At 58.9% G+C, this 25,614-nt stretch carries 14 protein-coding genes and 5 pseudogenes; 15 read left to right on the forward strand and 4 right to left on the reverse strand.

All coding sequences use genetic code 11. The features are described from left to right. Positions 1-181 precede the first annotated feature (181 nt). The 6 genes from NKI97_RS26500 (at position 182) to NKI97_RS26525 (ending at position 9,917) form a co-directional block, all read left to right on the forward strand. On the forward strand, positions 182-2,923 hold the full coding sequence (locus NKI97_RS26500) for a peroxidase family protein (protein WP_352837599.1): 2,742 nt from the start codon (positions 182-184) through the stop codon (positions 2,921-2,923). A 13-nt stretch (positions 2,924-2,936) separates the two neighbouring features. Then, positions 2,937-4,604, forward strand: a complete 1,668-nt coding sequence (locus NKI97_RS26505) for a c-type cytochrome (RefSeq protein ID WP_352837541.1) — start codon at positions 2,937-2,939, stop codon at positions 4,602-4,604. A gap of 21 nt (positions 4,605-4,625) precedes the next feature. Next, positions 4,626-5,225, forward strand: coding sequence for a hypothetical protein (locus tag NKI97_RS26510; protein ID WP_352837544.1), 600 nt, complete (start codon positions 4,626-4,628; stop codon positions 5,223-5,225). A 47-nt stretch (positions 5,226-5,272) separates the two neighbouring features. After that, positions 5,273-6,649, forward strand: a complete 1,377-nt coding sequence (locus NKI97_RS26515; protein WP_352837547.1) for a hypothetical protein — start codon at positions 5,273-5,275, stop codon at positions 6,647-6,649. 180 nt (positions 6,650-6,829) lie between these two features. Then, a complete protein-coding gene (locus tag NKI97_RS26520; protein WP_352837549.1) occupies positions 6,830-7,855 on the forward strand; it encodes a hypothetical protein in 1,026 nt (341 codons plus the stop codon). Between the two features lie 19 nt (positions 7,856-7,874). Further along, on the forward strand, positions 7,875-9,917 hold the full coding sequence (locus NKI97_RS26525; RefSeq protein ID WP_352837552.1) for a C1 family peptidase: 2,043 nt from the start codon (positions 7,875-7,877) through the stop codon (positions 9,915-9,917). Positions 9,918-10,121: 204 nt separating this feature from the next. On the opposite strand, the gene NKI97_RS26530 is transcribed toward NKI97_RS26525, so the two are convergent. Further along, positions 10,122-10,340 carry a hypothetical protein gene (locus tag NKI97_RS26530; RefSeq protein WP_352837603.1) on the reverse strand — a complete coding sequence of 73 codons (219 nt, stop codon included), beginning with the start codon at positions 10,338-10,340 and terminating at the stop codon, positions 10,122-10,124. Beyond that, positions 10,340-11,457: pseudogene (locus NKI97_RS26535) on the reverse strand (IS5 family transposase). Before NKI97_RS26535 ends, NKI97_RS26530 begins: the two are co-directional and overlap by 1 nt. 163 nt (positions 11,458-11,620) lie before the next feature. Between NKI97_RS26535 and NKI97_RS26540 the strand changes: the two are divergent. Then, positions 11,621-12,649 (forward strand): annotated as a pseudogene (locus tag NKI97_RS26540) (IS110 family RNA-guided transposase). Positions 12,650-13,022: 373 nt separating this feature from the next. Next, positions 13,023-13,682: a hypothetical protein gene (locus NKI97_RS26545; RefSeq protein ID WP_352837555.1), complete on the forward strand. Its 660-nt coding sequence runs from the start codon at positions 13,023-13,025 to the stop codon at positions 13,680-13,682. 257 nt (positions 13,683-13,939) lie between these two features. Here NKI97_RS26545 and NKI97_RS35540 read toward each other — a convergent pair whose 3' ends face one another. Continuing rightward, entirely contained in the window at positions 13,940-14,251 is a 312-nt protein-coding gene (locus NKI97_RS35540) for a DUF3363 domain-containing protein (protein WP_502907124.1), read from the reverse strand. Here NKI97_RS35540 and NKI97_RS26555 point away from each other — a divergent pair. Together NKI97_RS26555 and NKI97_RS35545 are read left to right on the forward strand one after the other, a co-directional pair. Beyond that, positions 14,248-14,461: pseudogene (locus NKI97_RS26555) on the forward strand (NAD(P)(+) transhydrogenase (Re/Si-specific) subunit beta); the annotation flags it as partial. The gene NKI97_RS35540 and the pseudogene NKI97_RS26555 overlap by 4 nt on opposite strands. A gap of 35 nt (positions 14,462-14,496) precedes the next feature. Continuing rightward, a pseudogene (locus NKI97_RS35545) lies at positions 14,497-15,046 on the forward strand (transposase); the annotation flags it as partial. Between the two features lie 67 nt (positions 15,047-15,113). On the opposite strand, the pseudogene NKI97_RS26575 reads toward NKI97_RS35545, so the two are convergent. Beyond that, positions 15,114-15,737 (reverse strand): annotated as a pseudogene (locus NKI97_RS26575) (transposase); the annotation flags it as partial. A 264-nt stretch (positions 15,738-16,001) separates the two neighbouring features. On the opposite strand from NKI97_RS26575, the gene NKI97_RS26580 reads away from it, so the two are divergent. The 5 genes from NKI97_RS26580 (at position 16,002) to NKI97_RS26600 (ending at position 25,550) form a co-directional block, all read left to right on the forward strand. Then, positions 16,002-17,882: a c-type cytochrome gene (locus NKI97_RS26580; RefSeq protein WP_352837557.1), complete on the forward strand. Its 1,881-nt coding sequence runs from the start codon at positions 16,002-16,004 to the stop codon at positions 17,880-17,882. A 61-nt stretch (positions 17,883-17,943) separates the two neighbouring features. Then, positions 17,944-19,947 (forward strand): catalase family protein, encoded by a 2,004-nt coding sequence (locus NKI97_RS26585; RefSeq protein WP_352837559.1) that lies wholly within the window; start codon positions 17,944-17,946, stop codon positions 19,945-19,947. A 365-nt stretch (positions 19,948-20,312) separates the two neighbouring features. Beyond that, positions 20,313-21,932 (forward strand): peroxidase family protein, encoded by a 1,620-nt coding sequence (locus NKI97_RS26590; protein WP_352837562.1) that lies wholly within the window; start codon positions 20,313-20,315, stop codon positions 21,930-21,932. A 51-nt stretch (positions 21,933-21,983) separates the two neighbouring features. Continuing rightward, positions 21,984-22,481 carry a hypothetical protein gene (locus tag NKI97_RS26595; RefSeq protein WP_352837565.1) on the forward strand — a complete coding sequence of 166 codons (498 nt, stop codon included), beginning with the start codon at positions 21,984-21,986 and terminating at the stop codon, positions 22,479-22,481. A gap of 156 nt (positions 22,482-22,637) precedes the next feature. Next, entirely contained in the window at positions 22,638-25,550 is a 2,913-nt protein-coding gene (locus NKI97_RS26600; protein WP_352837568.1) for a hypothetical protein, read from the forward strand. Positions 25,551-25,614 lie beyond the last annotated feature (64 nt).

The following is a 25,614-nucleotide window of genomic DNA, read 5'->3' on the forward strand; positions in this document are numbered from 1 at the left end:
CGTTTGATGCCATTATCATAACTATTTTCAGAAGGGACCGCTTTTCGAACTCCTGTTTATGTGCGATTAATTTCAAAAGGGGGAGTCAAAAATGGCGTCAGACCATAAATGGAGGGAAATTTATGACGGAGGAACCCCTGAGGCAGAGGAGCTAATATTTAATAATCTTGCGCGTGAAATAATGGACATTCAGCTGGCAAATAGGAAGCGAGCTCACGCGGCCGAGATACAGCGAACCTTTCATGCTAAGTCCATAGCCTGCATAAATAATGCTATGCTGAAGGTTCGGGATGATATTCCGAAATTTCTTCGGGTCGGCTATTTCCAAGCGGGTGCGGAACATCTGACGAGCGTTCGCCTGTCGAACGCCAACGGCAGCCGGCGCGCGGACTATGAGCGGGATATGCGCGGTGCCGCTCTGCGTGTGAAAGTGTCGGACGGCGAATACCACGATCTCTTGATGACGAACTTTCCAACGTCGCATGCTCGCAACGCGTTTCAATTTGTCGCTTTCGCCAGGGCGATGGCCGGCTCGAAACTGCTGATCTTGCCGCGGCTGATCCTCAATGTCGGCTTTCTCGAAACGATCCGAATGCTGCGCAACGTTGGCCGGGGCGCGCGGCGCGTGGACAGCCTCGCCACGGAAACGTATTGGAGCCGCGGTGCGATTCTCTGGGGCGAGGCCGGACCAGTGCGGTTTCAATTGCGGCCGGCGAGCGAGATGCAGAAAGCGGCGCAAGCGTCGCGCACAGATCCCGACTTTCTTCACCGCGAGATCGCCGACAGATTGCGAAGGAGCGAAATCCGATTCGACGTCCTGGTGCAGCCCTTTGCCGACGAAAAGCGTACGCCGATCGAAGACGGTGCGATCGAATGGACCGAAGCGCACGCGCCGCCGATCCCCGTCGCGACGCTGGTGATTCCGCAACAAGATATCGATGCCGCCGAGGGACGGTCGACCGAACGGCTTATCGACGAGATGGTATTCAGTCCCTGGAACACGACCGAGAACTTCAGACCACTAGGCAATCTCAACCGTGCCCGCAAGGCGGCCTACGGCGCCAGTTCCGCGCATCGGCTCAGCTACGCATTCCGTGAGCAGAGGCCATTGCGCAATGTAATCGCCGGCAGGTTCCTTGCCGCCTATTTCAGGGTGGTGAACCAATTCAGGCCGTGGCATCGCTTGAGCTGGCAGGGCGGCTTGCTCAACCTGTCGATGCTCCGCGACCAACTCCGGGCGAAGAATCTGATCGATACGGAGTTGCGAGAAGCCCCGCCGCGGCCGGTTCCTGTGCCACCGGCAGTCCCGGAATGGGTACGGACCGAACGCACCTTCGACGGAACCTATAACGACCTCTCTGACCCGAAGATGGGATCGGAGAACGCCGCGTTCGGTCGCACGATGCAGCCGAAATACCGCCCCGATCTGTTTGATGAGCCCAATGCGATCGACATCAGCCGCGAACTGATGTTCCGCAAAGCGTTCATTCCGGCGCGGTCGCTCAATATCGTGGCCGCGGCCTGGATCCAATTTCAGGTCCACGATTGGGTCAATCATCGACGCCACAACCTCGGCAGCAACGAGCACGACATTGTCATTCCTGTGCCAAATGGCGGCCGCTGGCAGAATTTCGCTAGCGGACCGGCCGAATCGGCGATGCGGATCGCGGGCAACAAGATCGATCGGATGTCGTCGGACGGCTATCCTGTGTTCAGCAACATCACCACACCGTGGTGGGATGGCTCCGAAGTCTATGGCGACACCAAGGAGAAGGCGGATCTGCTGAAAGATGGAGCCCGGCTGCGGCTCACGGAAGACTTGTATTTGCCGACCGACGTCAACGGCATGAACGTCACGGGGTTCAACGAAAGCTGGTGGCTCGGCCTGAGCATGATGCACACGCTCTTTGCCCGTGAGCACAATGTGCTATGCGAGGCACTGCAGCGGGAATACCCAGACTGGCTGCCGGAGCGTGTATATCAAACCGCTCGCTTGATCGTCTCCGCGCTCATCGCCAAGATCCACACCATCGAATGGACGCCCGCCATCTTAGCGACGCGTACGATCCAGATCGGGCTACGGGCCAACTGGTACGGCGCGCCGAAGGACTGGTTGACCCAGCTCGGCATCTGGCTGCTCGATACGCATGAACTCAAGGGCATTCCGCAGACGCTGCCGGACCACCACGGCACCCCCTATTCGCTGACCGAGGAGTTCGCAGCGGTCTACCGGTTGCATCCGCTCATCCCAGATGACTATCAATTTTTCGACTACGAAAGCGGGTTGCCAACCAAAAAGCTAAAGTTCGGGGACATTCAAGGTGTGGGCACCGATGCCCTGATGCGCGATCTGAGGTTGCACAATGTCATCTATTCGCTCGGTATCGCCCATCCGGGCGCCATCACCCTTCATAACTATCCCGCCGCGCTGCAGCGCTTCACGCGGCGGAATCAAGGGTCAAGCATCGACGAAATCATCGATCTCTCGGTAGTCGACATAGTCCGCGATCGCCGACGCGGCGTGCCGCGTTTCAACGACTTCCGCGCCGCGCTGCACAAACCACGTATCCGCCACTGGGAGGAACTGTCGAGTGACCCCGACACGGTAAAGAGCATGCGCGCGCTTTACGGCTCGATCGACATGGTCGATACGATGATCGGCCTGCATGCGGAGGCGCCGCCGGAAGGATTCGGTTTCAGCGATACCGCTTTCCGCATTTTCATTCTCATGGCGTCGCGGCGGCTGCAAAGCGACCGCTTTCTGACCGTGGACTATCGCCCTGAAATCTATTCGCCCTTCGGGCTCGATTGGATTGAGAAGAACGGGATGACCAGTATCATCCTGCGGCACTGCCCGCAGCTTGCTCCCGTGCTGCCGCGCACCGCCAGCGCATTTGCACCGTTCCGTCCGATCGTTGCTTGAAGGAGGGCGTGTCTTGTCAATATCTCAAGACAAGTTGTACCTGCTTTCGCGCAGTGTTCTGATTGGTGCCAACCTGCTGGTCGCGGCTGCGCTGGCAGCCACCGCAGTCTTGATCCACGTCGAGAATGGCTGGGCGAAGCCGGTCTTCCGTCCTTCGCAGGAAGCATTCCTGCAGGGCAGCATTGGAACCGAGCTGATGCCACTCCCGGTAACCTCAGTTCTTCCGGATATGTTCCCCGAGTATTTTCTGCCGGGCGGTAAGGACGCCGGAGATTGGGCACAGCAATTCGGTTTTCTGCGCTACGGCGATCCCCACTACAACGAAGGACTGCCAGTCGGCTTCGCGATCAGCAACTATCGACCGGCATCCGGCGCGCCATCGCCGGTGCCGTTCGTTGGCTTCAGCTGTGCCTTGTGCCACTCGACCGAGATTCGGGAGAACGACGCGCATCCTGGTACGATCCTCTACGGCCCGGGCAGCGTATCGCTCAATCTTTTTGCCTGGATCGATGCCTTCCAGGCGGCAATCCTCGCACGCGAGCCGTCGCCGCCGGGCCAGACGTTCGATGCGGCATCGCCGCCGCCATATCGGCTGACGCTGGCTAGCATTTCCGACGCCTATCAGGCAAAAATGGGACGCAAGCTGGGCCTTTCCGAACGCATCATGATTTGGGCGTGGCTCCGTCAGATTCGCGATCGGATCACGGGAGGACTGCCGCGCTTTGACGAGCCGTTCGGCGGCGCTCAATCGCGTGACCCGCAATTCGTGCCGACCGGGCCGACCCGTACCCAGCCGTTCCGCACATTGGTCCGCAGCACGCTCGATCGACCGGGCAACGACATGCCGGTCTACACCAAGATCGCGACGGTGTATTCAGAAGACCTACGCCACCGGGCGCAGTTCGACGGCACGATCGCTAATCTGTACGCGCGCAGCTCGCTCGCAGCGCTGGCGGCCGGCGCGACGATCACCAACATGGCCTTGCCAGAGATCGCCCACAATATCCGCAACGCCAGTGATTTCACCGCAACGCTGCGTCCACCTCGATATGACGACATGTTTCCCGAAAATGCGGCGCGCCGTGATGCGGCGCGCGTCAAGCGAGGATGGGAGGTCTATCGCCAGTACTGCACCGATTGCCACGGCGACCGTGACTCCGTCACTGGCGGCTGGGTGAACGGCGCCAAGACCGGCGAAGTCCTTCCCGTCGCGGAGTTGAAGACCGACCCCGAACGCGTGATGTTCCGCCATTATGGCGAACTCGCTGCCATCATGTTCGGGCTGTTTCCCGACAAGCATCCGTTCCACTTCCCACGCGAGGATATCTGGCCGCAACCGGGCGAAGAGAACAATGTCACTATTCGCGGCTACGTTAACGCTCCCCTCGATGGCATGTTTCTGCGCGCCCCCTATTTGCACAATGGCAGCGTGCTCACGCTCGCGGAGCTAATCAATCTCAAGCAGCGGCGAGAGGTCTTCTATCGCGGCGATAACACTTACGACCCGATCGAAGTCGGATTTCGTTCGCCGGATGCCGTGGACGCTCACAACTACTTCAAGTTTGATACCACACTGCGCGGCAACTCAAACAAAGGCCATGACTACCCCTGGGCCTATGGCGACCCTCGGCGCAATCCAGACGACCTTGCCGCGCTTCTTGAGTATCTGAAGACACTTTAAACCACACTAGGGAACGTTCTCATGCGTGCGACCTCTCCTGCCGACATCACGTTGCCGCAATTCACCGCGGCCTTCGTCACGTTCGGCGTGTTCACAGTGTTCTCGCTGCTGTGGCCAGAAACGACCATCGAGAACCTCTCACTGGGCCGAACCCAGGCGACGATCTGGGCGACAAGCATCATGCTGATCCCGGCCTTCATGCTCTATCCCTTCCACACGCTGTCGGCGCGGGTAGCGAACCTCGCGCACCTGTTCTGGACGTTCGCCTACTCGCTGTTTCTCGTGCATGCGTACTGGGCTGTCTTCATTATCTTCGACGGAATACGCGACACGTTCAAGCAGATGGGCACGCTGATCGCCGGCGTGAACTTCCTATTGGTACTCTGGTGGGGACTGGATATCGTGCTCCTGTGGACGGTCCGCAGCACGTCGCCTGCCGCCGCCAGGTTTCAAATCGCCACGCGTGTTTTCACATTTCTTGTCTTCGCGATCACCTTGATCGCGTTGCGTGGCGGATCGGTCCGCGTGCTAGGCATCGTGTTCGTGGCCGTGGCCGTCCTGGCTCTGGCGGTCCGCCTGTGGGTGCGCGAAAGCGGCGATAGCTACACCGCGGCGACCTGAGTTCCCGGGACGGTGATGCTCGGCAAGTCAGCCGGCAGGAGAATGCAATGAGCGACAGTGGAAAAAAAAACGCGGGACTGGACGAACTGCTGAAGCGGCCCCTGCTGGAAACGATCTGGCGCCGCCGGACACACCGTGTCGGCCGCGGCGTTCCGCTGTTGAAGGCCGGCTCGATGACCTATGAATCGACCCAGAAGCCGACACCACTCGGCGAACTCGAGGAGGCGGTACTGATCGCCATGACCGGCCATACCGGGCTGACAATGCCGGATCGTCCGTTCCAAGACCCGACCACCGGCGAATTTGTCATGGCAAAACCCAACGTGAACATGGAGGGACGCACCGCCGGCAGCCCGGACAACGCCCAGGGCACGCAATTCTTCATGATCAACGACAGTGGAACATACTTTCTCAAGAAAGTGCCGCTCAACGGCGCATCGTCTCCGCTCGGCCCGGAAGCGCTGATCGCGCACGCAAGGAAGGCGAAGGTGAAGGTCCTCGACCATCGGCTCGATACGCCCGATCGCGATTTCCCGGCCTACCTAGATTCGAACCGCCTGCTCTCGAACCTCCCGGGCACGACGGTGCTGTTGCCTGTGGTCGATCTCTCGCACCAGTATATCAACGGCCTGATGTACATCCTAACTCAGCCAAAAGGTCACCGGCCGACGATCGTCGACGATCGCAATTTCTATCGCAAGGCAGGCGTCGCCAAATGGGTCCGCAATGGCTTTCTCAATGCGGACATCAAGGTGCCGCTCGGAGTCATCGGCTCGCTGCGCACGCAGGTCGAAGCCGATCTTCTGCTGCAGAATCTCATGCTGGTCGCTGACGCAATGGGGCTGGGCGCCTACATCCACGCCTCTGTCAGTCCCCCAGTGCTAATGGGCGATCCGAAGTTCGTCGACAAGTACGGTCCCATGCTCGGCTTCGAGTTTGCGACCCCACGCTGGCGACTTCTCGACCTCCTGCGTTGGCAGGTCCTGCTACCTAGCCTGACCAACCTCAGAGCACATCCCGTCGGATTGAAGGTCGATGGCCAATATCTGATAAAGGCGAAGAGCCCGCCCTACTACGCTACCATGAAAGAGGCGGTGGACGAGGTCATGGCGGGGAAGTTCGGTCCGCACGGCATCTACAAGGATTCCAAGCTGTTCGCGCAAATCTACAAGGACGATTTCGGCGACCGATATCTAAAGGAGGCCGCAGAATACGGCGACGAGGTCATCGAATGCGTGACCGACATTTGCCAGTACATCTATGACACGCACGGGCGTTTCCCCGCGCATGCGGACGCGATCTACGTGCCAGGGGTATGGCTGCAGGTGCATCATCCCGATATCGAATATTATGACCGCTACCTCCAGAACGCACTGACCGACGCGCATCGCAACCACGACCGCCTCTGGCACGGATCGCAGTGAGGGCTTTGGCAAGAATGCGAGACCATCGGCGCTTGCGCATCAGTCAAGGTAAGCGAAGGCAAACCATAGCCTGCCGTACCGTCTCCTTTCCGCCCCTTCATTGTGTTGCCGATGGTACTGCTTCACGAGCAATCAATTGTGGGCTTCCAAATGGTTGAACGAAGCAGCAGGAGAGTTTCCGTGCCTAAGACCGTGAAACCGTCCCCCGGCATCGCCCCCGAACGCATCACGCTCGCACAGCTAATCGAAAAACTCGGTGACCCGGATGTCCCGGTGGAGGACTTGAAGCCCTATCTGGAGATTTCCGACAGTAAAAGGCACAACGGCCTCGCCCCGATCTTGCGTCCTAATACGTCCCTCGTGGACACCGAGGGGCCGGAGCATGCAGCCGCCCGGGCGCGCGGCGATATCGGACTCGGCTTTCTAAACGGCGTGTATCGAACGCGCCGACGTGTCTTGTTCGAGACTACCCGCGCGCAGCGGCCGGGCACACCGATTCTGCTCGCAGAGGGCGATTCATGGTTCGAGTATCCGATCTTTCTCAAAGACGTGGTCGACTACCTGATCGACGACCATGGATACAACGTGTTCTGTCTCAGCAGCGCAGGCGCTGAGCTAAAGACCATGCTGAGGACCGAGGAGTACGCGAGCTACCTGAAATATCTCATCAAGGAGGGCCTCACTGTGAAGGCCTTCCTGCTCTCCGCGGGCGGCAACGACGTCGTCGGACCCGAACTGGCCAAGGTGCTCGTCAACTTCAGGCCGGGAACTGTTGCCGCCAATCTCTTCAACCAGGACAGGCTCGCAGCCACAGTCGCCAGGATCGAGAAGGGCTACAGGACGATTGTTGCTGACGTCCACACCGTGGTGCCGAACCTTCCGATCCTCATCCACGGCTACGACTACGGCGATCCGCGGTCGGCACAAGGCTTTCATGTCCCACCGCTCGACGGCTGGCTCGGCGAACCAATGCGCGGCCTAGGCATCCCGGATGGGCCGATCCAGCGCGGCGTGGTGAAAATTCTTATGGATACGATGAACGGCATGATGTCGGCGCTGGCGCAGGTCAATGGCGGCCTGCCGCACGTGCATTACGTCGACAACCGCAATGCAGTCGGCACGCACTGGCACGACGAACTGCATCCGGACGATGCCGGATTTGGCACGGTCTGCAAACGGTTCCAGCACGTTCTAAGCAATCTTTGACTGCGTCGGGAGGGAAGGCATGTTCCGCAAGAGGGGATGGGAAGACGGTCGCATAGATCTGCACGGCGCAGACCGGTCCGCCGCAAAGGTTATCGCGACACAGACCGAGGTGGACGGCAACGTCCTGAACGTGCGGCCCGATCCGGTCGACTTTCGGGACCGGATCTACGAAGCCGGGCTGGTGCGTGTTGAGGCCTCACTCGTGCCATTGGCCTCGGACCTTGTTGACGTGCCCGTCAGAAGCCAGGGATCCGAAGGCAGTTGCACCGGCCAAGCGCTGGCGGCCGTGATCGACATGCAGAACGTCTGCCGATACGAAGAGGGTGCTGGCGTTCCAAAAACCGTGAGCGCGCGTATGCTCTACGAGCAGGCTCGTGCATTCGATGAATTCACGGAGGATGGTCTGCCCGGATCGAGCGCCCGAGGAGCGATCAAAGGCTTCTATCATCGTGGCGTCTGCGATGCGCTGTTGGCTCCCTATTTCGATGGCGATGTCAGCTTCAAGCTGACCATCGAGCGAGCCAAGGACGCCCGCCGCGTCACGCTCGGCTCCTACTTCCGACTGCGCCACATTCTCAACGACTACCACGCTGCGCTCAACGAGACCCGGGCGATCTTCTGCACGGCAATGATCCACAACGGCTGGCGCGACATGAAACTCAACGCGGGACTAATACCGTTTCCGACCGATCGGCAAGTGCCGCTGATCGGAGCTCACGCCTTCGCCATCGTCGGCTATACGAGCAACGGCTTCGTTGTCCTCAACTCGTGGGGTCCTGACTGGGGCGGCATCGATGCCGCTGGCATCGTCGACGCGCTTCGCAGCCCGGCGGATGCAGTCAAACGCAACGATCGCCTCGTCGGCATGGCGCTGTGGTCGTATGACGACTGGAGAGCCAACGTGCTCGACGCCTGGGTGATACGGCTGCAGGCACCCACGTTACGGGCAACCGGCTTCCGAGGAGGCTACTACCAGACCACCGGAGCCACAAAGGGCGTGCAGCAGAACCTCTCCGGCACCACGCCGGCGAGTGCAATCGGGGGTCACTATATCCATGTCCGCAATGGCGAACTGGTTGCCGAGCCGCCCTACGACAGCACCTTGAGCAGCATCAAGGAAACCGCAGATTTTGTGGCGGCCGACGGAGAAGAACCCGCTGGGAAAAGCAAATACGACCACTTGGTCTTCTATGCCCATGGCGGCCTCAACAATCTCGACAACGCTGTCGCGCGCGCCGGCGCCATGACCGAGGTATTCAAACGCAACCGTATCTATCCGATCTTCTACATCTGGCGAACGGGCATAGGCGACTCGGCGTTCGATTTGGTGAACGTTGCGCGAGATCGCATTCTCGGCCGGGCAGGCGGCGTCTTGAGCGCGCTGTCGGACGCACTCATCGAAAGAACGGCTGGAGAATTGGGCAGGGCCCTATGGACCGACATGAAGAGGAACGCCGCGCTCTGCTCCGACCGTTCTCACGGCGCCGGTTGGGAGGCCACCAAGATCCTTCTCGATGCGGCACAGGGGCGCAAGGCCAACCCGATGAAGGCGCATTTCATCGGCCACAGCGCCGGCGCAATCTTGCTCGGCGACCTTTTCGCTCGCGCCCTAGCGGAAAAGCACCCGGTGAATAACGGCACGCTCAGTCTCTTCGCCCCAGCGTGCACCACGGACTTTTTCAGCCAGACCTTTGGTCCCCTCGCCAAAAGCATGACGACCCCGGATAGCTTCGCCATCTACCACCTGTCAGACGCTGCCGAGCGAGCCGATAACGTCGTGCAGATCTATCGAAAATCGCTTCTCTACCTTGTCTCCAATGCCTTCGAGGACAAGGCGCCGGAGCCACTCGCAGGCATGGAGAATTTCATCGCCAAACTCGACCTGCCCACAACAGTTGCACGCTACGTGGCACCGAAGGCATCGCAGAGCCTGTCGACGTCTCATGGCGGATTCGACAACGATCCGACGACCATGAACCACGTGCTCGGGCGCATCCTCGGCAAGCCCGTGAGCGCCCTGAAATGGACAGGATTCACGGCGGGCCAACTAGCCTTCGAATAGCCCCTCTAGGCAAAAGGTCAGTGTCGTGGCGCACGGCGGTCGGGAGATTTGTGAGTCGATAAGGTGAGTCATCACAAGAGCTGCAAAATTGGGACAGACTGGCGATGACTCTGGCGGTCAATCGGTTGCCGCCCCTGAGGCGCTACGCGAGAAGGCCCCGCCCAGGCCTGGTATGGCGGATGAGCTGATTTCCTCCCGTTAGTCTCAGTACTCTCCCGTAGCGTTCGCATTGCTGGGTCCGGCACGGTCGGGTCGACCGGTTCCCTCCCACGTAAGGCACGGATTGCTCTCGCCATCCGCCGAGCCCTTGAATGTCAGATGGGCTTCCTCGACGGGATCGAGGAAGTCGTTATCCCAAACATCCATCTCGATGATGTGCCAGCGGCCGGCGAAGGCCTTGGCGAAGCCGGGAACCTTGGCCATCAGCCGGTCTCCGCCATGAGCTTTGGCAGTCGCACCAGATTGTAGGCAACGGCTGCGAAGGTGAAGGCCCATCCGACACGGTCGCGGCCGCGGAACCTGGTCTTGTGCTGGCCGGCCACGACCTTGATCCAACCGAACGCCTCTTCGATACGCTTCCTGATGCGCTGGCTGACGGCATAGCCGCCATGTCGCATCGTGCGCCCGTCGATCGCGGAACTGCGGCCGCTCGTGTTCTGCGCTACATGCGGCGTCACCCTCATCGAGCGCAGCTCATTGACGAAGTCTTCCGCGTCGTAGGCGTTGTCGGCGCCGAGCGTGATCGCCTGTGGCCGCTCCGCTCGAGGTTCGATCATGTGCAGTGCGGCCACCCGCTCAGCATGTCCGTCGGCCAGTGTCAGGCAGGCGTCGACCAGCAGGCCGTGGCGGTTCTCCATCAAGCCATGTCCCATAAAGCACAGCTTGGCCTCCTTGCCTTTGCCCTTGCGATAGAGCCGGGCATCCGGATCGGTGGTCGAGGCATGTGTGTCGTTAGAACGCTTGTGGCCATGGAAGTCCGCTTCCGCGTTTCGCCCGCCCCCTTCAGCCGGTGGCTCGCCATGAGCCCCGCTTGGGCCCTCCTTCGGTCTGACGCTCTTCATCGACGCCCACGCCTCGATCAATGTGCCATCGACCGAGAAGTGGTCCGTAGACAGAAGCTTCGTCACCTTGGGCTGCGCCAGCACCGCAGCAAGGAACTTCGTCGCGATGTCGCCCTCCAGCAGCCGGTCGCGATTTTTGGAGAACACCGAATGGCCCAGGCCGCGTCATCGACGCCGATGCCGACGAACCAGCGGAACAGAAGGTCGTATTCCAGCCGCTCCATCAACAGCCGCTCCGAGCGGATCGAGTAGAACGCCTGTAGCAGCATCGCTCGCAGAAGCTTTTCTGGCGGGATCGAAGGTCGCCCAATCGGCGAATACAGCGCCGCCAAGTCCCGCTCCAACGCCGCCAGCGCGTCGTTCACAATCGCCCGAATGCGGCGCGACGGATTATCGCGAAGCACCCGAGCCTCGAGATCAACATAACTGAACAGTTCGCCAGACCGTTCGTCCCCACCCGCATGCCTAGTTCTCCGAATCTCTCCGGAGACGCTGAATCACGCTCACAGGCCCGCTGCGAGCCACTTTTTCAACAGATGGGGTGATTGGGGTCTCGCCCGAGCCAAATTGAGGGCGGCTGCTCCTGTCGAGATGTGAGAACGTGGTCGATGTAGATCGCCACAAACATCAGGAGGAGCAGCCATGAAGTATTTTGCCGGACTTGACGTGTCTTTGGAAGAGACCGCGATCTGTGTCGTCGACGAGAGCGGCCGGATCGTGAAGGAAGGGCGGGCGGCGAGTGAGCCGAGGGCGCTTTATGAAGCCTTGCGGAAAATCGATCTGCCGCTGGAGCGCATCGGGCTCGAAGCCTGTTCGCTGACAGCCTGGCTATGACGGTATTCGCGCCGAAGGATTGCCGGCGATCTGCATCGAGACCCGGCAGGCCAACGCGGCGATGAAAACGATGCCGAACAAAACCGATCGCAACGACGCCCGCGCCTTGGCGCAGATCATGCGCACCGGCTGGTATCGGCAGGTGCATGTGAAGAGCCAGCAGTGTCGGCTCTGGCGATCCCTCCTCGTTGCGCGACGCACGGTCCTCAATGAAATGCGGACGATCGAAAATGTCATCAGGGCGATTCTGCGGGAGGCCGGCATCAAGCTCGGCACTCCAGGCCGCGCAACTTTCGCTCATCGCGTGCGCGAACTGATTGGCGCAGATACGGTCATCATGGCGCTTGTCGAGCCGCTTCTGGCGATCGTGGCAACGATGTTGCGCGAGTTCGGGCGACTGACAAAGCAGGTCTTCAATATCGCCCGCAAGGAGCAAGTCTGCCGGCGCCTCATGTCCGTGCCCGGTGTGGGACCCATCACCGCGCTCGCCTTTCGTGCCACGGTCGATCAGCCGGACCGCTTTCGCCGATCGAGGGATGTCGGAGCGCATTTGGGTCTGACCCCGGCACGCTATCAATCTGGGACATTCAGGGCAAGGTAAGCCGATGCGGTGACGAGCTCGCCCGCACGGCCCTCTATGAGGCGGCTCATTCACTGCTTGTGCTCAGCAAGAAATGGTCGAGCCTCAGAGCGCGGGGTATGAACGTCGCCAAGCGGCGCGGTATGGCCCGAGCCCGAGTTGCTGTTGCTCGCAAGCTCGCTGTCATCCTGCATCGCATGTGGAGCGATGCGACAGAATTCCGCTTCGGCAAGGCACCCGGCCCCGTACCGGCATGAAATACGGGATAACGGACCAACGAAGGAGGAGTTGATTCCGCCCGAAAGGGCGTGAGCCGGATCGTTCCCGTGGGGACGATGGGCAAGGCGATCTCGTTAGCAGGCACGATCCTGGGACGAACTCTCCCAAGGTCGTTCAACAGATTGAGACGCCTCGCTCTACTGACCCCATCATGCGGCCGCTTAACGTCGACCGCGAAGAGAAGCGAGTGACCCGCGGGGCGACATGGTCCGGAAAAATATCAGGAGGAGCTTGACCTCAACGACCCCAATCAGAGAAGCCTGCTAGAGAACAATATCGGTGAAATTGCTGCGCTTGGTGCTCTCCGCGTGTATGTTCTGCATCAGACATTTCTTCATGCAGGAGGAAACTATGAGCGGATTGTCAGCCGTAGCACTGCCGTTTTTTAGTTTAGCGTTCGTCGTTACGCTTTGCCTATCAATTATGATCGTCAGGCGCGATCATCCTCATCACGTACACACGCTATGGTATATATTCTCGCTTACGCTCTGTTCCGTATCTATATTGTTTCTATATGTTTATAGAAATGCGACATCAATTCAAGACACGATTCTTAGCGGGATGCCGGGAAAGATCGCTGTGATTTTTATGGACACGTCGATGGATGTGCATGAAGAATTATATATCCTTGCAACGTTAAGCTCACTTTTTATTATGCCGCAAGTTATAAGTTATTTTATAAGTGGAATATTTGGGTGCGGATCTCCACCAGTTCTAGTTTCAACTGTCTCAAGAATTACAACTTGGGCCTTGATAAAATTCTTTTGTGTTCTTTCAGGAATCCTTGCCGCGCAATCCATCTTCGCGCTGTACGGGAATCCATATTTGAATCCAAAAGACTCGGCAGTAAAAATGGTCGAAGCAATTTTCATGATCTCTGTGTCTTTTTTTATCATGGGTGTATACTATAAGATAGCCACTTTATGTGAATTTATTGCCGGACATCCTCGCCTAAAGTGGCTTGAGTCATTGTATCGGTTTATGACAAGATGCCGGAAAGATGCGATATAGATCGGTCTATGTAGTGTCGATTGCGCGAATAGAGAGATATAGACGACGCTTGGCGGCATCCCGCTGTTCACTTCCGGTAAGTCCCACTTCCGGCAAATCCGTCGATGTGCTGCCCGAGTTTCTTCTCGAGTGGCGGCGACCGCTGCACGAACTGGAAGCCGAGGCCGTTGTCAAATCATGGCGAAGCGTTCCGAGGTGAGCGTGACGCACTGGCGATAGAACCCAGCGACATGCTCGCCGGTTGCCGCCTTCATGTGTCATAGGTCGGTCTCTGCCGAGAGTCGCGCCACGGCCGCATTCAGCTCGCGGCGGCTCAAGGTATTGAGGAGATCGCGCTGCAAAATAATACGCTGGCCTTTTCGGCGGGCGAATCCCTCCTCGGCGAGATGGTCTGCGCGGGCCGACATGGCGTCACGAACCTCGCGACCGAAGCTTCCCATGGCGAGCGGCATCGGTTCGCGTTCGACCAGTCTGTGATCCAGCCAGGTCGCGCCCGTGGCCGTGATCTGGCGGTTCAGATTGAAGTCGGAACGATTGGCAAGGACAAGGGTCGGCCGCTCTCTCCAAATACGCCATACACCCGGTCGCCGGCCGCATGCCCGGCCACAGGAACGTGCTGCTTGCCGAAGGCAACGTGCCTTACGGAAGTGTTCGAGCTGGAGGACATCAACTCCGAATTCACGCAGGCCGACGTCGCCCATGTCATCGGCGCCAACGACGTCACAAATCCCTCGGCGCGTGACGACAAGTCGTCGCCGATCTACGGCATGCCGGTCCTCAAGACCATGGATCACTGAGCGCGATAGACCAAAGGCGCCAGCGTTCGCGGCTGAAGAATCTGATCCAGTCAATCCTCCACGCCCACCTGATCCCGCCGTGTCCGCATGGGAACCTCGTCGGGATCAGCGGGCGCAAATGGTTGACGAGGCAATATTGCGTGCGGATGAGCGCGCCGCCAATGGCGACAGCTGCGATGTGCTTCCCGCGGCGCGAGGCGATCCGCTTGTGGAAGGCGTGAAGAGGTCCTGGCGATCGATCGCACGGCCGCCCATGCCGCCTCGACCAGCACGGCCCAGATGTAGTCGGTATCCTTGCTCAGCATGTGCCAGATGATCATTGCTAGCTTGCGCGCAGTGGCGCCGTACATGCCCTCCAGGATCCGACAATCCGCCGCCTGATGACGTTGCCCGGCCTCGACGTCACCGTGGCTGCGAGCGTCGCCGCGGCAATCGGCGACATACGTCGCGCTTCAGCGATCCACAGACGCTCGTTGCCTATCTTGGCCTCAATCCGAGCGTGCGCAGTCCGGTGAGGGGCCAGCCTATCCCGGGCGCATCAAAAAGCAGGGCCGCGGCCATGCGCGGGGATGCCGTCGAGCGCCACCTCGGCTTGATTAACCAGATCAACGAGGCGTTGACGGTGGTCGAGGCGGATATCGTGTCCGGAGAACGAGGTGTCCGGGATCGCGGCCAAACATTCGCGCGTCACGTCGCTTTGCCTCGACCAGGATCGGCGCCCGCATGCCGACGGCTCGTCGTCGCGCCCGACGCTTGCGCACGGCCAGTCCTTCTTCGCGGTATAGCCGGTAGATGCAGTTGATACGCGATGCCTCGCCTTCGCGCCTGAGCAGAATGAACAGCCGCCGATAGCCGAAGCGCCGGCGCTCGTTGGCGAGGTCACGCAGCCGACCACGCAGCTCCGTCTCTGGCGCTCGGTGAGACTGGTGGCGGATCATCTTACGATCGGCGTCGACGAAGGAACAGGCCCGACGCTCCGATAGGCCCATGACGGCCCGCAGATGCGCGACGGCTTCGCGCTTGGCGGCGGCCCCTATCATTTTTTTGACAGAAGCTCGCGCAGTGCCGAGGCTTCGAGCATCTGGTCTGCGAGCAGCTTCTTCAGCTTGGCGTTCTCGTCTTCCAAGGCTTTCAGCCGTTTGGCATCGGAGACGTCCATCCCGCCATACTTCGCCTTCCAGTTATACAGCGTCGCCTCGGAGATCCCATGCTTGCGGGCAAGATCGCCCGCCTTCGCACCCGCTTCATGCTCGCGCAGAACCGTCTGACCAGATCACATCCTTCGTTCTTCAGCCATTCTCCCACAGCCTTCGCGCCCGGGGGACTTCGCCGTAAAGCGGCAGTTCGCCTGTCTTATTGACACCGATCACCACGCACATCAGAAATTGTCCCCGCGAAACTTATTGCCCCCATCATAAAAAAGATGTCGACAACAATTACCGATTGCAGTCAATTCAATTGGAGTGTCTAGTCGTACTTCGCTTCGTGTTTAAGTTGCCGACGCTGGGGGGCATTGGATTTCATGGCGCGATTGCTCGTCGTTGCCACCGTGACGATGTTGGTGCTTCAGACCACCGTTTGCGGCCAAACCGCAGCGTTGCGCGATCTCCCAACATCGCAAGCGGAACTCTGTGCATTGCGCGACAACCTTGCAGCAGCACTGAAAGCCTACAGGAACCTGAATTGGCCGGCGATTCGAGATGCCTGTAGCGCCCAAGTCGATACCGCTGAGAAGCGTGACCTAGTCGGCTTTTCCTGGTTTGCCAACGCTGGAAATGGGTTCGTCGGAACACCGCTCGTCATCCAGAAGATCTTGCCAGACCTAGCGCCGGAGATTTGGGGGCAACCGGACGATCTCTTCCAGAGCTTCGGGCTTTTCACAGATCCAAATCAGCCGAGCCGCATCCTGCCGCGTGGTCTTGGTGTAACCGCTACCAGCGGACGACCTGTCAATGCGACCGGCAATGTCCTCGGTGAGATCGACTACACCAAGCCTGACCTCTACATTGTCACTCTAGCCTGCGGCGCGTGCCACACCGGCCAGGCGATCGGTCCCAACGGACGGATCGTACTGGAGGGGGCCCCAAATACGCAGTTCGACGTGCGCAAATGGCGGCAGGCGTTTTCTATGACACGACAGCGCTATCTCAGTCGCGAGCAGATCGGCACCCCTGATGCCCCAGGAGATACCACACAGCGGATCATCGCTATAATCGACTCTAAGCCGGTCGGCTTCTTTGCTCGTGGCCTGCCTGGCCTGAAGGACGACGCGATCGCTGCGGTCGATGGGATGCAGCGAGCGGTGGTGAAGGGGCGTATTGTCCCAATTCTCGAGGCGTTCTCAAGCGGCACAGGCGTGCGTGCCGCCGCAGTCATACTGCAGGCGAGGCCGGGGTCAAGCTATGGCCACGGGGACCGGTCGCCGCCACTCGGCGGCTTCAGCGCCGGCCAGTCCGACGGCAGCGGCGATCTGTTGGCCGACCTGTTGGCGGCTCAGACGCTCGGTAGCGGGATGGATCTGCAGACCTTCCTTGGCGGCACCTATGCCGAACTACCGCCCTTCGCCACCGTTACCGACTCGCCGTCGGTGTGGAATCAGGAGAAGCGCTCCGTCGGACAATGGGATGGCAGCGTGCTCAATAGCTTCTGGCGCAACATCGCTGCCCAGCTTCCGATCGTCGGCGACCCGAGAAAGCTCGATCTGCACAACACCCACATTGTCGCCGACTTTCTACGCGGGCTGCCGGCGCCGCCCTATCCCTTTGAGGTCAATCTGGACCGCGCGGCACGGGGCGAAGAGTTGTTCAACCGCCATTGCAGCGACTGTCATCGGCCGGCAAACAATCGACAATACTGGGAACTGCATACCGACTTCAACCGCGCCCAGGTGCTGACCCGGGCCGGCGCGGCGCTGTTAACTAGCGCATTTCGCGCCGCCTGCCACGACAAGGATTTCGCCTATACCGATCGCAACGGCACCCGCGTCCAACCTTGCATCGCCCCAGACAACCATATCCTTAAGGACACGACGGCAGCGCAAAACCAAGGCTATATTGCCGGCGTGCTCGACGGTATCTGGGCGCGGGCCCCTTATCTGCACAACGGCTCGGTGCCCTCTCTGATGCATCTGCTCAAGCCGATGACGCGGCCTGAACGGTTTTTGCGCGGCGTCATTGAATACGACACCACCAATGTCGGTTGGATCTGGAACGTCGAGTTCAAGAATACCTACAAGGCGAATATGCCCACTATGTCCGAACATGACACTCGCCGGGACGGTTGGACCAATGTAGGTCATGACAAGGATATCGTGGTCGACGGCAAATCCTACCAGCTCGATTGGAGTAATCCAATGCGCGCCGAAGCGCTGCGCGACCTCATCGAATATCTCAAGACCATATAGAGCACCGTAATGGTCGACCTACGGACCACAATACCTCTCGTCATGAAGGACGATCATTTACATGGCCGATATTGCGCTTCCAATTCAGACGGTAACAGCCATTCAACTTGCCTTGCAGAACGCCACGGCACCCGACGGGCGCGGCCAGCATGCCAAGATGCACGGCTGCGTTGAGGCGATATTTCGTGTCAGATCGGATGTTCCCGAGGCGCTGAAGGTCGGCCTCTTCGCGACCCCGAAACAATATGCTGCTGCGGTCCGCTTCTCCAACGGCGCGCAACGCGATGACCGCAAGCCGGATATCCACGGGATGGCAATTAAGCTTTTCGACGTTCACGGCGCCAAGGTTTTGGAGTCCGAGACGGAATCACTTGAGCACGATTTCATTCTCGCCGACAATCCAGTGTTCTTTATACGCACAGCCGCCGACTACGTGCTCTTCATGCAGGACTTTGCTGCCTCGGCGCCGCGCGGCCTGGCGCCAGAAAAGTTCATCGCCTATTTGAAAGATCATTACCCTGCGGACATTCCTGTCCTCCTCGGCTTCCGCCAGCATCTACAGGACAATCCGCTGACCACTACTTACTGGAGCCAAGTGCCCTACGCGTTCGGTCGTGAGGTCATTTGCCGGTACCGCTGCATGCCTCTTCCAGCAGCGCCGCCGTCCGGCTCAACGGGCCCAACCCATGACTATCTTAGAGAGCGTATGGTTGAAAGGCTTGGCGATGGACAGCAGGATATCGTCTTCGAGTTTGCGGTTCAGGTGAAAAAAGGCGCCGATCCCGAAGTAATCGACAACCCGACGATCGAATGGCCCGAACCCTTTGTTCCCGTCGCAACTATCCACATTGCGGCGCAGACCTTCGATACAGGCGAGCGCCGGCAGTTTGGCGACCGGCTTTCTTTTACGCCGTGGCATGCCCTCGCCGACCACCAGCCTGTCGGCGAGGTCAACGAAATCCGCAAAGTTGTCTATCTGGCCAGCAAGAATGTCAGACAGCAGGCGCTGGCGATCGCACACGACAATCTGCGGCTAACCGAGCAAGAACTAACCCAAAATATCGACGATGAGTTTAAGGTCATTATCGATAGCTTGCAGCGCACTTTCGGATTTCTCGCCCATGAGAAGCGTGGCCGGGCGACCCACACGTGGGGCGCGGCCGGACGCGGCACCGCGCGCTTCATTGTAGCAGCGGAATTCCCCACAAACGGATATTTTGTCGCCGGCAAGACGGTGCCGGTGATTCTGCGGCATTCGTCGCCCGGTGCGCGCGAGGACGATCGGGCTCGCGATGGCGTCGCGGCGTCGATCAAGTTCTTTCCAGAGGAATCGAATTATTCCGGACCAGGCGAACTCGACATCCTGATGAACGCCGGGCGGCAGTTGTTTGTGCGCTCGATCCGCGATTTCAGCACCTTCGTCCACGCATCCCCCGAACAGCGCAAGCAACTGGTGGCGCAAGGAATCATGATGGAGCCGGAATTAATCGAGGCCTATCGGATCAGAGGATCATTCCTCAATTCGCGCTACCATTCGTGGCAGTGTTTTGAATTCCTCCCCGACGACGGTGTGATGCGCTATATCCGCTTCCGGCTGATCCCCGGCGACCGCGGACCTGAACGCGGGCTGCCAGCAGGAGAATTCCGTGCTGAAGGCGCACCGTCGATGGACCCGGTAACCGACGATCCGCGCGCGCCCGACTTCTTACGCCAGGAATGGATCTACCAGGTCAAATATTCGCAGGTCGCGTACATTCTTCAAGCCCAGCTTCATAATGCGCCCACAACTGGCGACAAGAACCCGGAAGTCCTCAATCCGGCAAAGGCGTGGGACGAGAAGCAAAATCCATGGATGGACTTATGCGAGATTCATATCGACGAGCCTATCCTAGACCGCGATGTAGCCAGCCGTCTGGATATGAATCCCAATCGTAGCCCGCCTTGCATCACGATCCCGCTGGCGACCTCGCCGGATCAGTTCGCGTCGCTCGGCCACGCGCGGGCAATCGTCTATCCCGGCTCCCGAGCTGTACGGGCGGCCGTCGAGAAGCCGGAGAACAACTAGTCGGGATTGGGTAGGGGGCACCTATGAAGGTCATGTTATTCGGAAGTTGCGGAATCTACACGCGATTGGGCGACAAAACTTCTTTGATTTTTGGGGGCACAAAAGACCGCGCAGCAATCGCGGCTTTGGACTAGAGCCGCATGATCTTCATGCTCCAGGTTACCATAAAATGTCAATCAACAGAGACTACGATTAGAGACTCCAGATCACCCGGTCAGTTCATCCGTAACTGCGAATTTGGGAGTTCGGTTCAGTGAATAACTTGGAAAATATACAATACTTCTTATCGACTTACCACCGAAAGTGGACGGCACAGTTCGAATGTCTTTCACAAGATCAGGGTTCGTGGCGTGATAAGGTGGGCCATGCGTGACAAGAGCCGTGATGGCCTTATCAATCGAGTCGAAGCTTATTTACTCTCTCGTTTCTCGCTGTTTTGGCGCCTGGTAATGGCAATACCGCCGCTACGCCGGTGGGCCAACAAGCGGATCATTGGACGGGCGGCGCAACGCGCGCCGAGTCGGCCCCACGCCTTAAGCTCAATGCCGTGCAAAGGCGATCCTAGCGCCGCGATGGCTGGCTACACATCTTGGGAATCGCTGACCGATCGCAACTGGTTTTCACGGCATCTGCCGCCCAGGACGCTGAAGGTCTATCCCGACGTGAAGCTTGTCGCCGAACTTTTCAAGGTTCGTGCTGATGGCCCGGTGATTTCCGAGGATTCGACTGTCCTTTTCCTGTCGTTTGCACAATGGTTCACCGACGGATTTCTGATGACCGACACCGCTGACCGTCGGCGTACCCACACTTCACATCATATTGATCTCAACCCGCTTTATGGCCTCACGCGCGAGCAAACCCACGCGGTCCGAATGATGTCGGAAATCCGCGGAGAGAGGGGGCGGTTGAAATTCGAGGAGATCGGCGATGAGATCTATGCGCCCAAGCTGTATGATGAGAAAGGCGTGGTGAAGCCGGAATTCGCAGTCCTGCGCGCTCCGCTCGGCATCGGGGATTATCTCAACAGACTTCCGGCAGACCGCGCTGCGGAAATTCGCAAGTACGTCTTCGCATTCGCCGGGGACCGAGCAAATTCAACGCCCTTTACGACAATGCTGAACACACTGTTCCTTCGGGAGCACAATCGCCTCGCGAAGATATTGGAGACGGCCTATCCTGCTTGGGACGATGAGCGGATCTTCCAAACTGCCCGGAACATCAATATTGTTGAGCTGATAAAGATCGTTGTTGAAGATTACATCAATCACATTTCACCTTACCACTTTCAGTTATTAGCGGATCCGAAAGTATGCTGGCGGGAATATTGGAACAAACCGAACTGGATTCCAATCGAGTTTAACCTGCTTTATCGCTGGCACAGCTTGGTGCCGGATAGTTTTATGTTTGAGGGCGAGCGTGTAGCAGCGAAAGAAGTCGGCTTCGACAATTCCTTTCTTATGGCATCCGGCCTGGCGTCACTTGCCGCTTCGGCGAGCCAGCAACGCGCTTGGGAGATCGGCTTGTTCAATACCGCGCCATTCCTCGTTCCAATCGAACTCGCTGCGGTCGAACAGAGCCGAACCCATCTGGTTGGCTCGTACAACGACTACCGCGAGGTCTACGGCTATCCTCGAGTCAATCAGTATGAACAGATCACCGGCGACCAAGGCAAGATCGATGCTTTGCGACGGCTTTATGGCGATGATCCGGACAATGTTGAACTCGTCATTGGTCTGTTTGCGGAGGATGTCGGACCGCGAGCCGCCGTGCCGCCACTGATTGGCCGCATGGTGGCGTTCGATGCCTTCTCGCAGGCTCTCACCAATCCGTTGCTCGCCGAATGTGTCTTCAACGAAAACACCTTCACCAAGGAAGGCTTGGGCGTGATCGCCGCAACGGCGCGTCTACAGGATGTCGTCAATCGCAATCTTGCGGCAGGCCAGGAGTCTGTCGTCATCAGTATGCAGATCACCAAACTCGACTGACATACGTGGGAAACCTGACTACAATGCCGATGGGATTAGGGGGAAGTAAACATGGACGCGCAAGCCGTAAGTGTGCAAATCAATAGTACGCTATTTTGGATTGGCGGAGGTGTAATTTTCCTGGCCGCACTGCTTGCAATAATCACGAATAGAGCGGTGTCGACCGGGCATAGCTTGATGATTGCGATCGGCGCGGCCGTTGTGCTTGTGCCGTACGTAAGCAACTTCGAGTGGTCTGACAAAAGCATCAAGTTCACCACTCGGCTGGAATCGGCTGCACTCACCCGAAACGTTGCAGACACTGCACAGAATGAGGTGCAAGTCCGCAGTCAGCTCACCGAACTCGCAGCGGCGCTTAAGGCGGCGACGGATCGTATCGCTGCCCTCGAAGCAAGTACCGGTCATGGCACAGGCACGCAAAACGGCGGGTTAACCGGATTGACGCTGCAGGAGTTCATGAAACAAAACGACTGGGCAAAAGACAATGCTCAGAAGCGCTTCGATAATCTTCTGGGATTGGAACAGCAGCTAACCCGCCCCGCTATGTAGGCCATGTGTATCGGTCTGCTAACCCGAATTTCACAGCGCATCGGTTGGCCTCGTTGGCCGTGGATGCTGGTTGCGACTTGGTCTTCTTCGACGGCTCTTCTCACATTCAAGTCTCGGTAATGAAATGAGAAACGCGAATCGGATCGGGGACAACCAATGAGACGCTTCAGCGAACTGGCCCTCGATGTGGGGTCGAGGCTCTACAACTGGCTTGGAGAGGGGGTGAAGCGATTTGTCCGCTCGTGGCGACGTTTTGACGCCCATGTCAACCAGCCGATGCCGGAGGGGCGGAAGTGGTTCTGGACATGGCTCGGACCCGATGGATACGCTTGGTTTGCTCCGGCGCTGGCAATATCGCTCATAACTTCGCTCGCCCTCGGCCCGACGGTTGAAACTACGCCAGCCAATATCGGGTTGCTGGCGCTAGGTCTTGTCCTTTTGCTTTTCCTGCATATCGGTGTCCGCTACTCGCCTTGGCTGCACGAGCACTTGCTGGCCGGACAGCTTGCAATCTTCGGCCTACTCGCTGCCATTCTGGCCTACTTTTCCGTCCCAGAGACCTTCAGTGACGATTCAGAATCATTACACCTGCACGTATGCGTCGCGATCGTCGTCACCCTGATAACGTCGCTTGGGCTGGTGTGGATGCTGGCCCGAGGTCTCTTCCGACCTGCGGCCTACGACAATCTCGACGCGTTCCTGCCAGAGATCGAGTTGTTCGCGCCGAAGGACCGTTACGACTTTATGGGGCGCGAGCCGGTCGTCGCGCTGCTTTCGGCCTGGTTTGTTGTGCCGGTGCGTTATGCGGTCGAACTTCTTCTGCCAGGATCGCTGTTCGCGCTTTTTGTTCCCGACCGTTATTTGCTCGCTGTTTTTCTTCTAGCCGGCCTTGCCACTTGGAGCGCACTTTTCCTCGGGACGCTTTTCGACCGGCTGATGGAAGTGCTGAAAACCGTCGGGCGTTTGTTCTTCATCGGACCGCAATACGCTGTGAGCGTGGCGGTGATCGCCGTCGCGATGCTGCGCCTCTTCGAGGTTCACTACATCACCTACCTCTTTAATGCCGGCAGCGGCGGGTACGGCAATACCAGCATCATGATCTATGTGCTGATCACCTATGTCGCAGCTTGGTACTACGCATATTGGAGCGATGTTTTTTTGGCCCGGCGGGTCATCCGCCTCCTCAACAACACTTACGGCAGGGCCGCGCCGGTGCAGGTTGCCTATCCCTATCACGGGAAAAAGAATGTCAGCCCCGTCAAGCCCGAAGGGCGTACGATTGCGCAGCACGGTGCAGGTCGATTGAAAATCCAAGGAGATTATGAGGCGGACTATGACGCCGATGGGCCTGCCCTGCAGTTTCAGACCCCGCTCGAACTCCTTTCGTGTTTCCGCAGTCAGCTTGAAACCTCGGCGCAGACGAAGACGCGAGGCTCCGATGTTTTGGCCGGCCTGCGCAATCTCCAGCGCTCCGCACTCGTCTATCCAGTGATCACCAGCACGCTGGCGTTTCTTATTCTGGGCATGCCCGCGTGGCTGGCATTCACGGCCTCGGTCCAGCCGCCCGAACTTTTAATCCGGGAGACCAGTCCGGCAGAAATCAATCTGGCAAGCCTCCTGACGTCCGGGATTGGCAAGACCGGCGAGTGTCCTCCGCTTGGCACCGACGCACCACGCATTGCTGTGGTAGCATCTGGGGGTGGCACGCGCGCCGCAATTTACACCGCATCAGTGCTGCGTGGTCTGGCAGAGCAGGGGAAAATCTGCAACGTCGTGCTTGCAAGTGGCGTTTCAGGAGGCAGTGCTGCGCTGGCCTACTTTGCCCTGCATGAACGCGAACTGCGGCGCTCGGGGCCGATCGATGAGCAGGCGTCGAAGGCGTGGGACCGTTTCGCCGAGACGATGGCGCTCCCGTTTATTGAATATGTGCTCGACGGTGCCAGCGACATGCGCATCGCATTCGGACGGCGTAGCTGGCGGAATTTTGCCTGCGACGAGCCGGCAGAGCCCGAAGGGAATGTAACCGGATGGTTGCCGGCGCGCAGCCGTTTTGGCAACATCCTGGCTGAAGCCTTTGTTTGTAAGATGGGCGCGGGGAAGATGAGCGATCCGTCGTTCGGCTTGATGCTGAACACCGCGATGCTTGGCTCGTTCGATGCCGGGAGCCGCTCCTGTGACGGAAAAGAGCTTTCGCTGGCCGAGCACGCCAGCAAATGCCGCGACGCGCTCGACGGCAGTTCCGCTGGCGGCAGGCTCGTGCTCACCAATCTTCCGGTGCCGCCGCAACCTGCTCCTGTCGGTAACAGCGACCCCGTCCTGCAGATCGTGACGCTCAACGATGCCAGCATGTCTATCGCGCGTGCTGCCGCATTGAGTGCCAATTTTCCGCCGGTTTTTTCCGATGCGGCAATCGACGTGTTGCCCGCCGACGGCGGTGCCGGCAAGCGGTACTGGGTCACCGATGGCGGAGCCGTCGAAAACCGCGGCGCGATGACGCTCTATCTCGCCATCCGGGAAACCGTGAATTGGACGATAGCGCCACCGCCACTGCCACCGCTCCATATCGTCGTCGCTGACGTGTCCGCAGCCGCTGGGAACTACGAGGAGAGCTTCGGTTTCGGATCTGTCCTTGGGGCTGGCGGACAACTCGGACTGGGGATGGAGGGCGAGGTGCTCTCCGACATAAGAGATATCTATTGCAACCTAGGTTCGACGGTCACGGTGCATGAGATCACTATGCCGCCTGTGTTGCGCAACGGTGGCATAGGCACCCATTGGCTTCTTCCAGGGACACTTACGTTCAGGGAGCCCGTTTCCGATGGCGGCCGCGTAACCCTCACCGCAGCCGATGTCAAGAAGGTTGTGATTTCTCTGCACAGCAACCAAAGCTTGAAATTTGAAAACGCCGCCGATGCTGAGACTTTGCTGGGCTGGGCAAGAAGTGACCCGCAATCGCTGCATCAGGTGAAATGGCCTGAATTGGTGGCTGCACTGTCACGTGCAGCGAGCGCCTCGCCAGCGACAACTTGCAGGAACTATTTCGAAGGCGGCGTCAGCTACGTGCAATAGCTGCGGAAAGGGCGAACAATGGGCAACCGGCCGGGAGCTGCAAAAATACTGTTCCGAAGAAATG

It is taken from the genome of Mesorhizobium sp. M0296 (assembly GCF_040321675.1).
Lineage (GTDB): Bacteria > Pseudomonadota > Alphaproteobacteria > Rhizobiales > Rhizobiaceae > Mesorhizobium.

Bases quoted from the DNA above. Each gene is read 5' to 3' on its own strand.
- NKI97_RS26530 (WP_352837603.1), bottom strand. From the start codon at position 10,340: ATGGCCAAGGTTCCCGGCTTCGCCAAGGCCTTCGCCGGCCGCTGGCAC.
- NKI97_RS26600 (WP_352837568.1), top strand. From the start codon at position 22,638: ATGAGACGCTTCAGCGAACTGGCCCTCGATGTGGGGTCGAGGCTCTAC.
- NKI97_RS26500 (WP_352837599.1), top strand. From the start codon at position 182: ATGGACATTCAGCTGGCAAATAGGAAGCGAGCTCACGCGGCCGAGATA.
- NKI97_RS26525 (WP_352837552.1), top strand. From the start codon at position 7,875: ATGTTCCGCAAGAGGGGATGGGAAGACGGTCGCATAGATCTGCACGGC.
- NKI97_RS26585 (WP_352837559.1), top strand. From the start codon at position 17,944: ATGGCCGATATTGCGCTTCCAATTCAGACGGTAACAGCCATTCAACTT.
- NKI97_RS26510 (WP_352837544.1), top strand. From the start codon at position 4,626: ATGCGTGCGACCTCTCCTGCCGACATCACGTTGCCGCAATTCACCGCG.
- NKI97_RS26545 (WP_352837555.1), top strand. From the start codon at position 13,023: ATGAGCGGATTGTCAGCCGTAGCACTGCCGTTTTTTAGTTTAGCGTTC.
- NKI97_RS26590 (WP_352837562.1), top strand. From the start codon at position 20,313: ATGCGTGACAAGAGCCGTGATGGCCTTATCAATCGAGTCGAAGCTTAT.
- NKI97_RS26515 (WP_352837547.1), top strand. From the start codon at position 5,273: ATGAGCGACAGTGGAAAAAAAAACGCGGGACTGGACGAACTGCTGAAG.
- NKI97_RS26595 (WP_352837565.1), top strand. From the start codon at position 21,984: ATGGACGCGCAAGCCGTAAGTGTGCAAATCAATAGTACGCTATTTTGG.
- NKI97_RS26580 (WP_352837557.1), top strand. From the start codon at position 16,002: ATGGCGCGATTGCTCGTCGTTGCCACCGTGACGATGTTGGTGCTTCAG.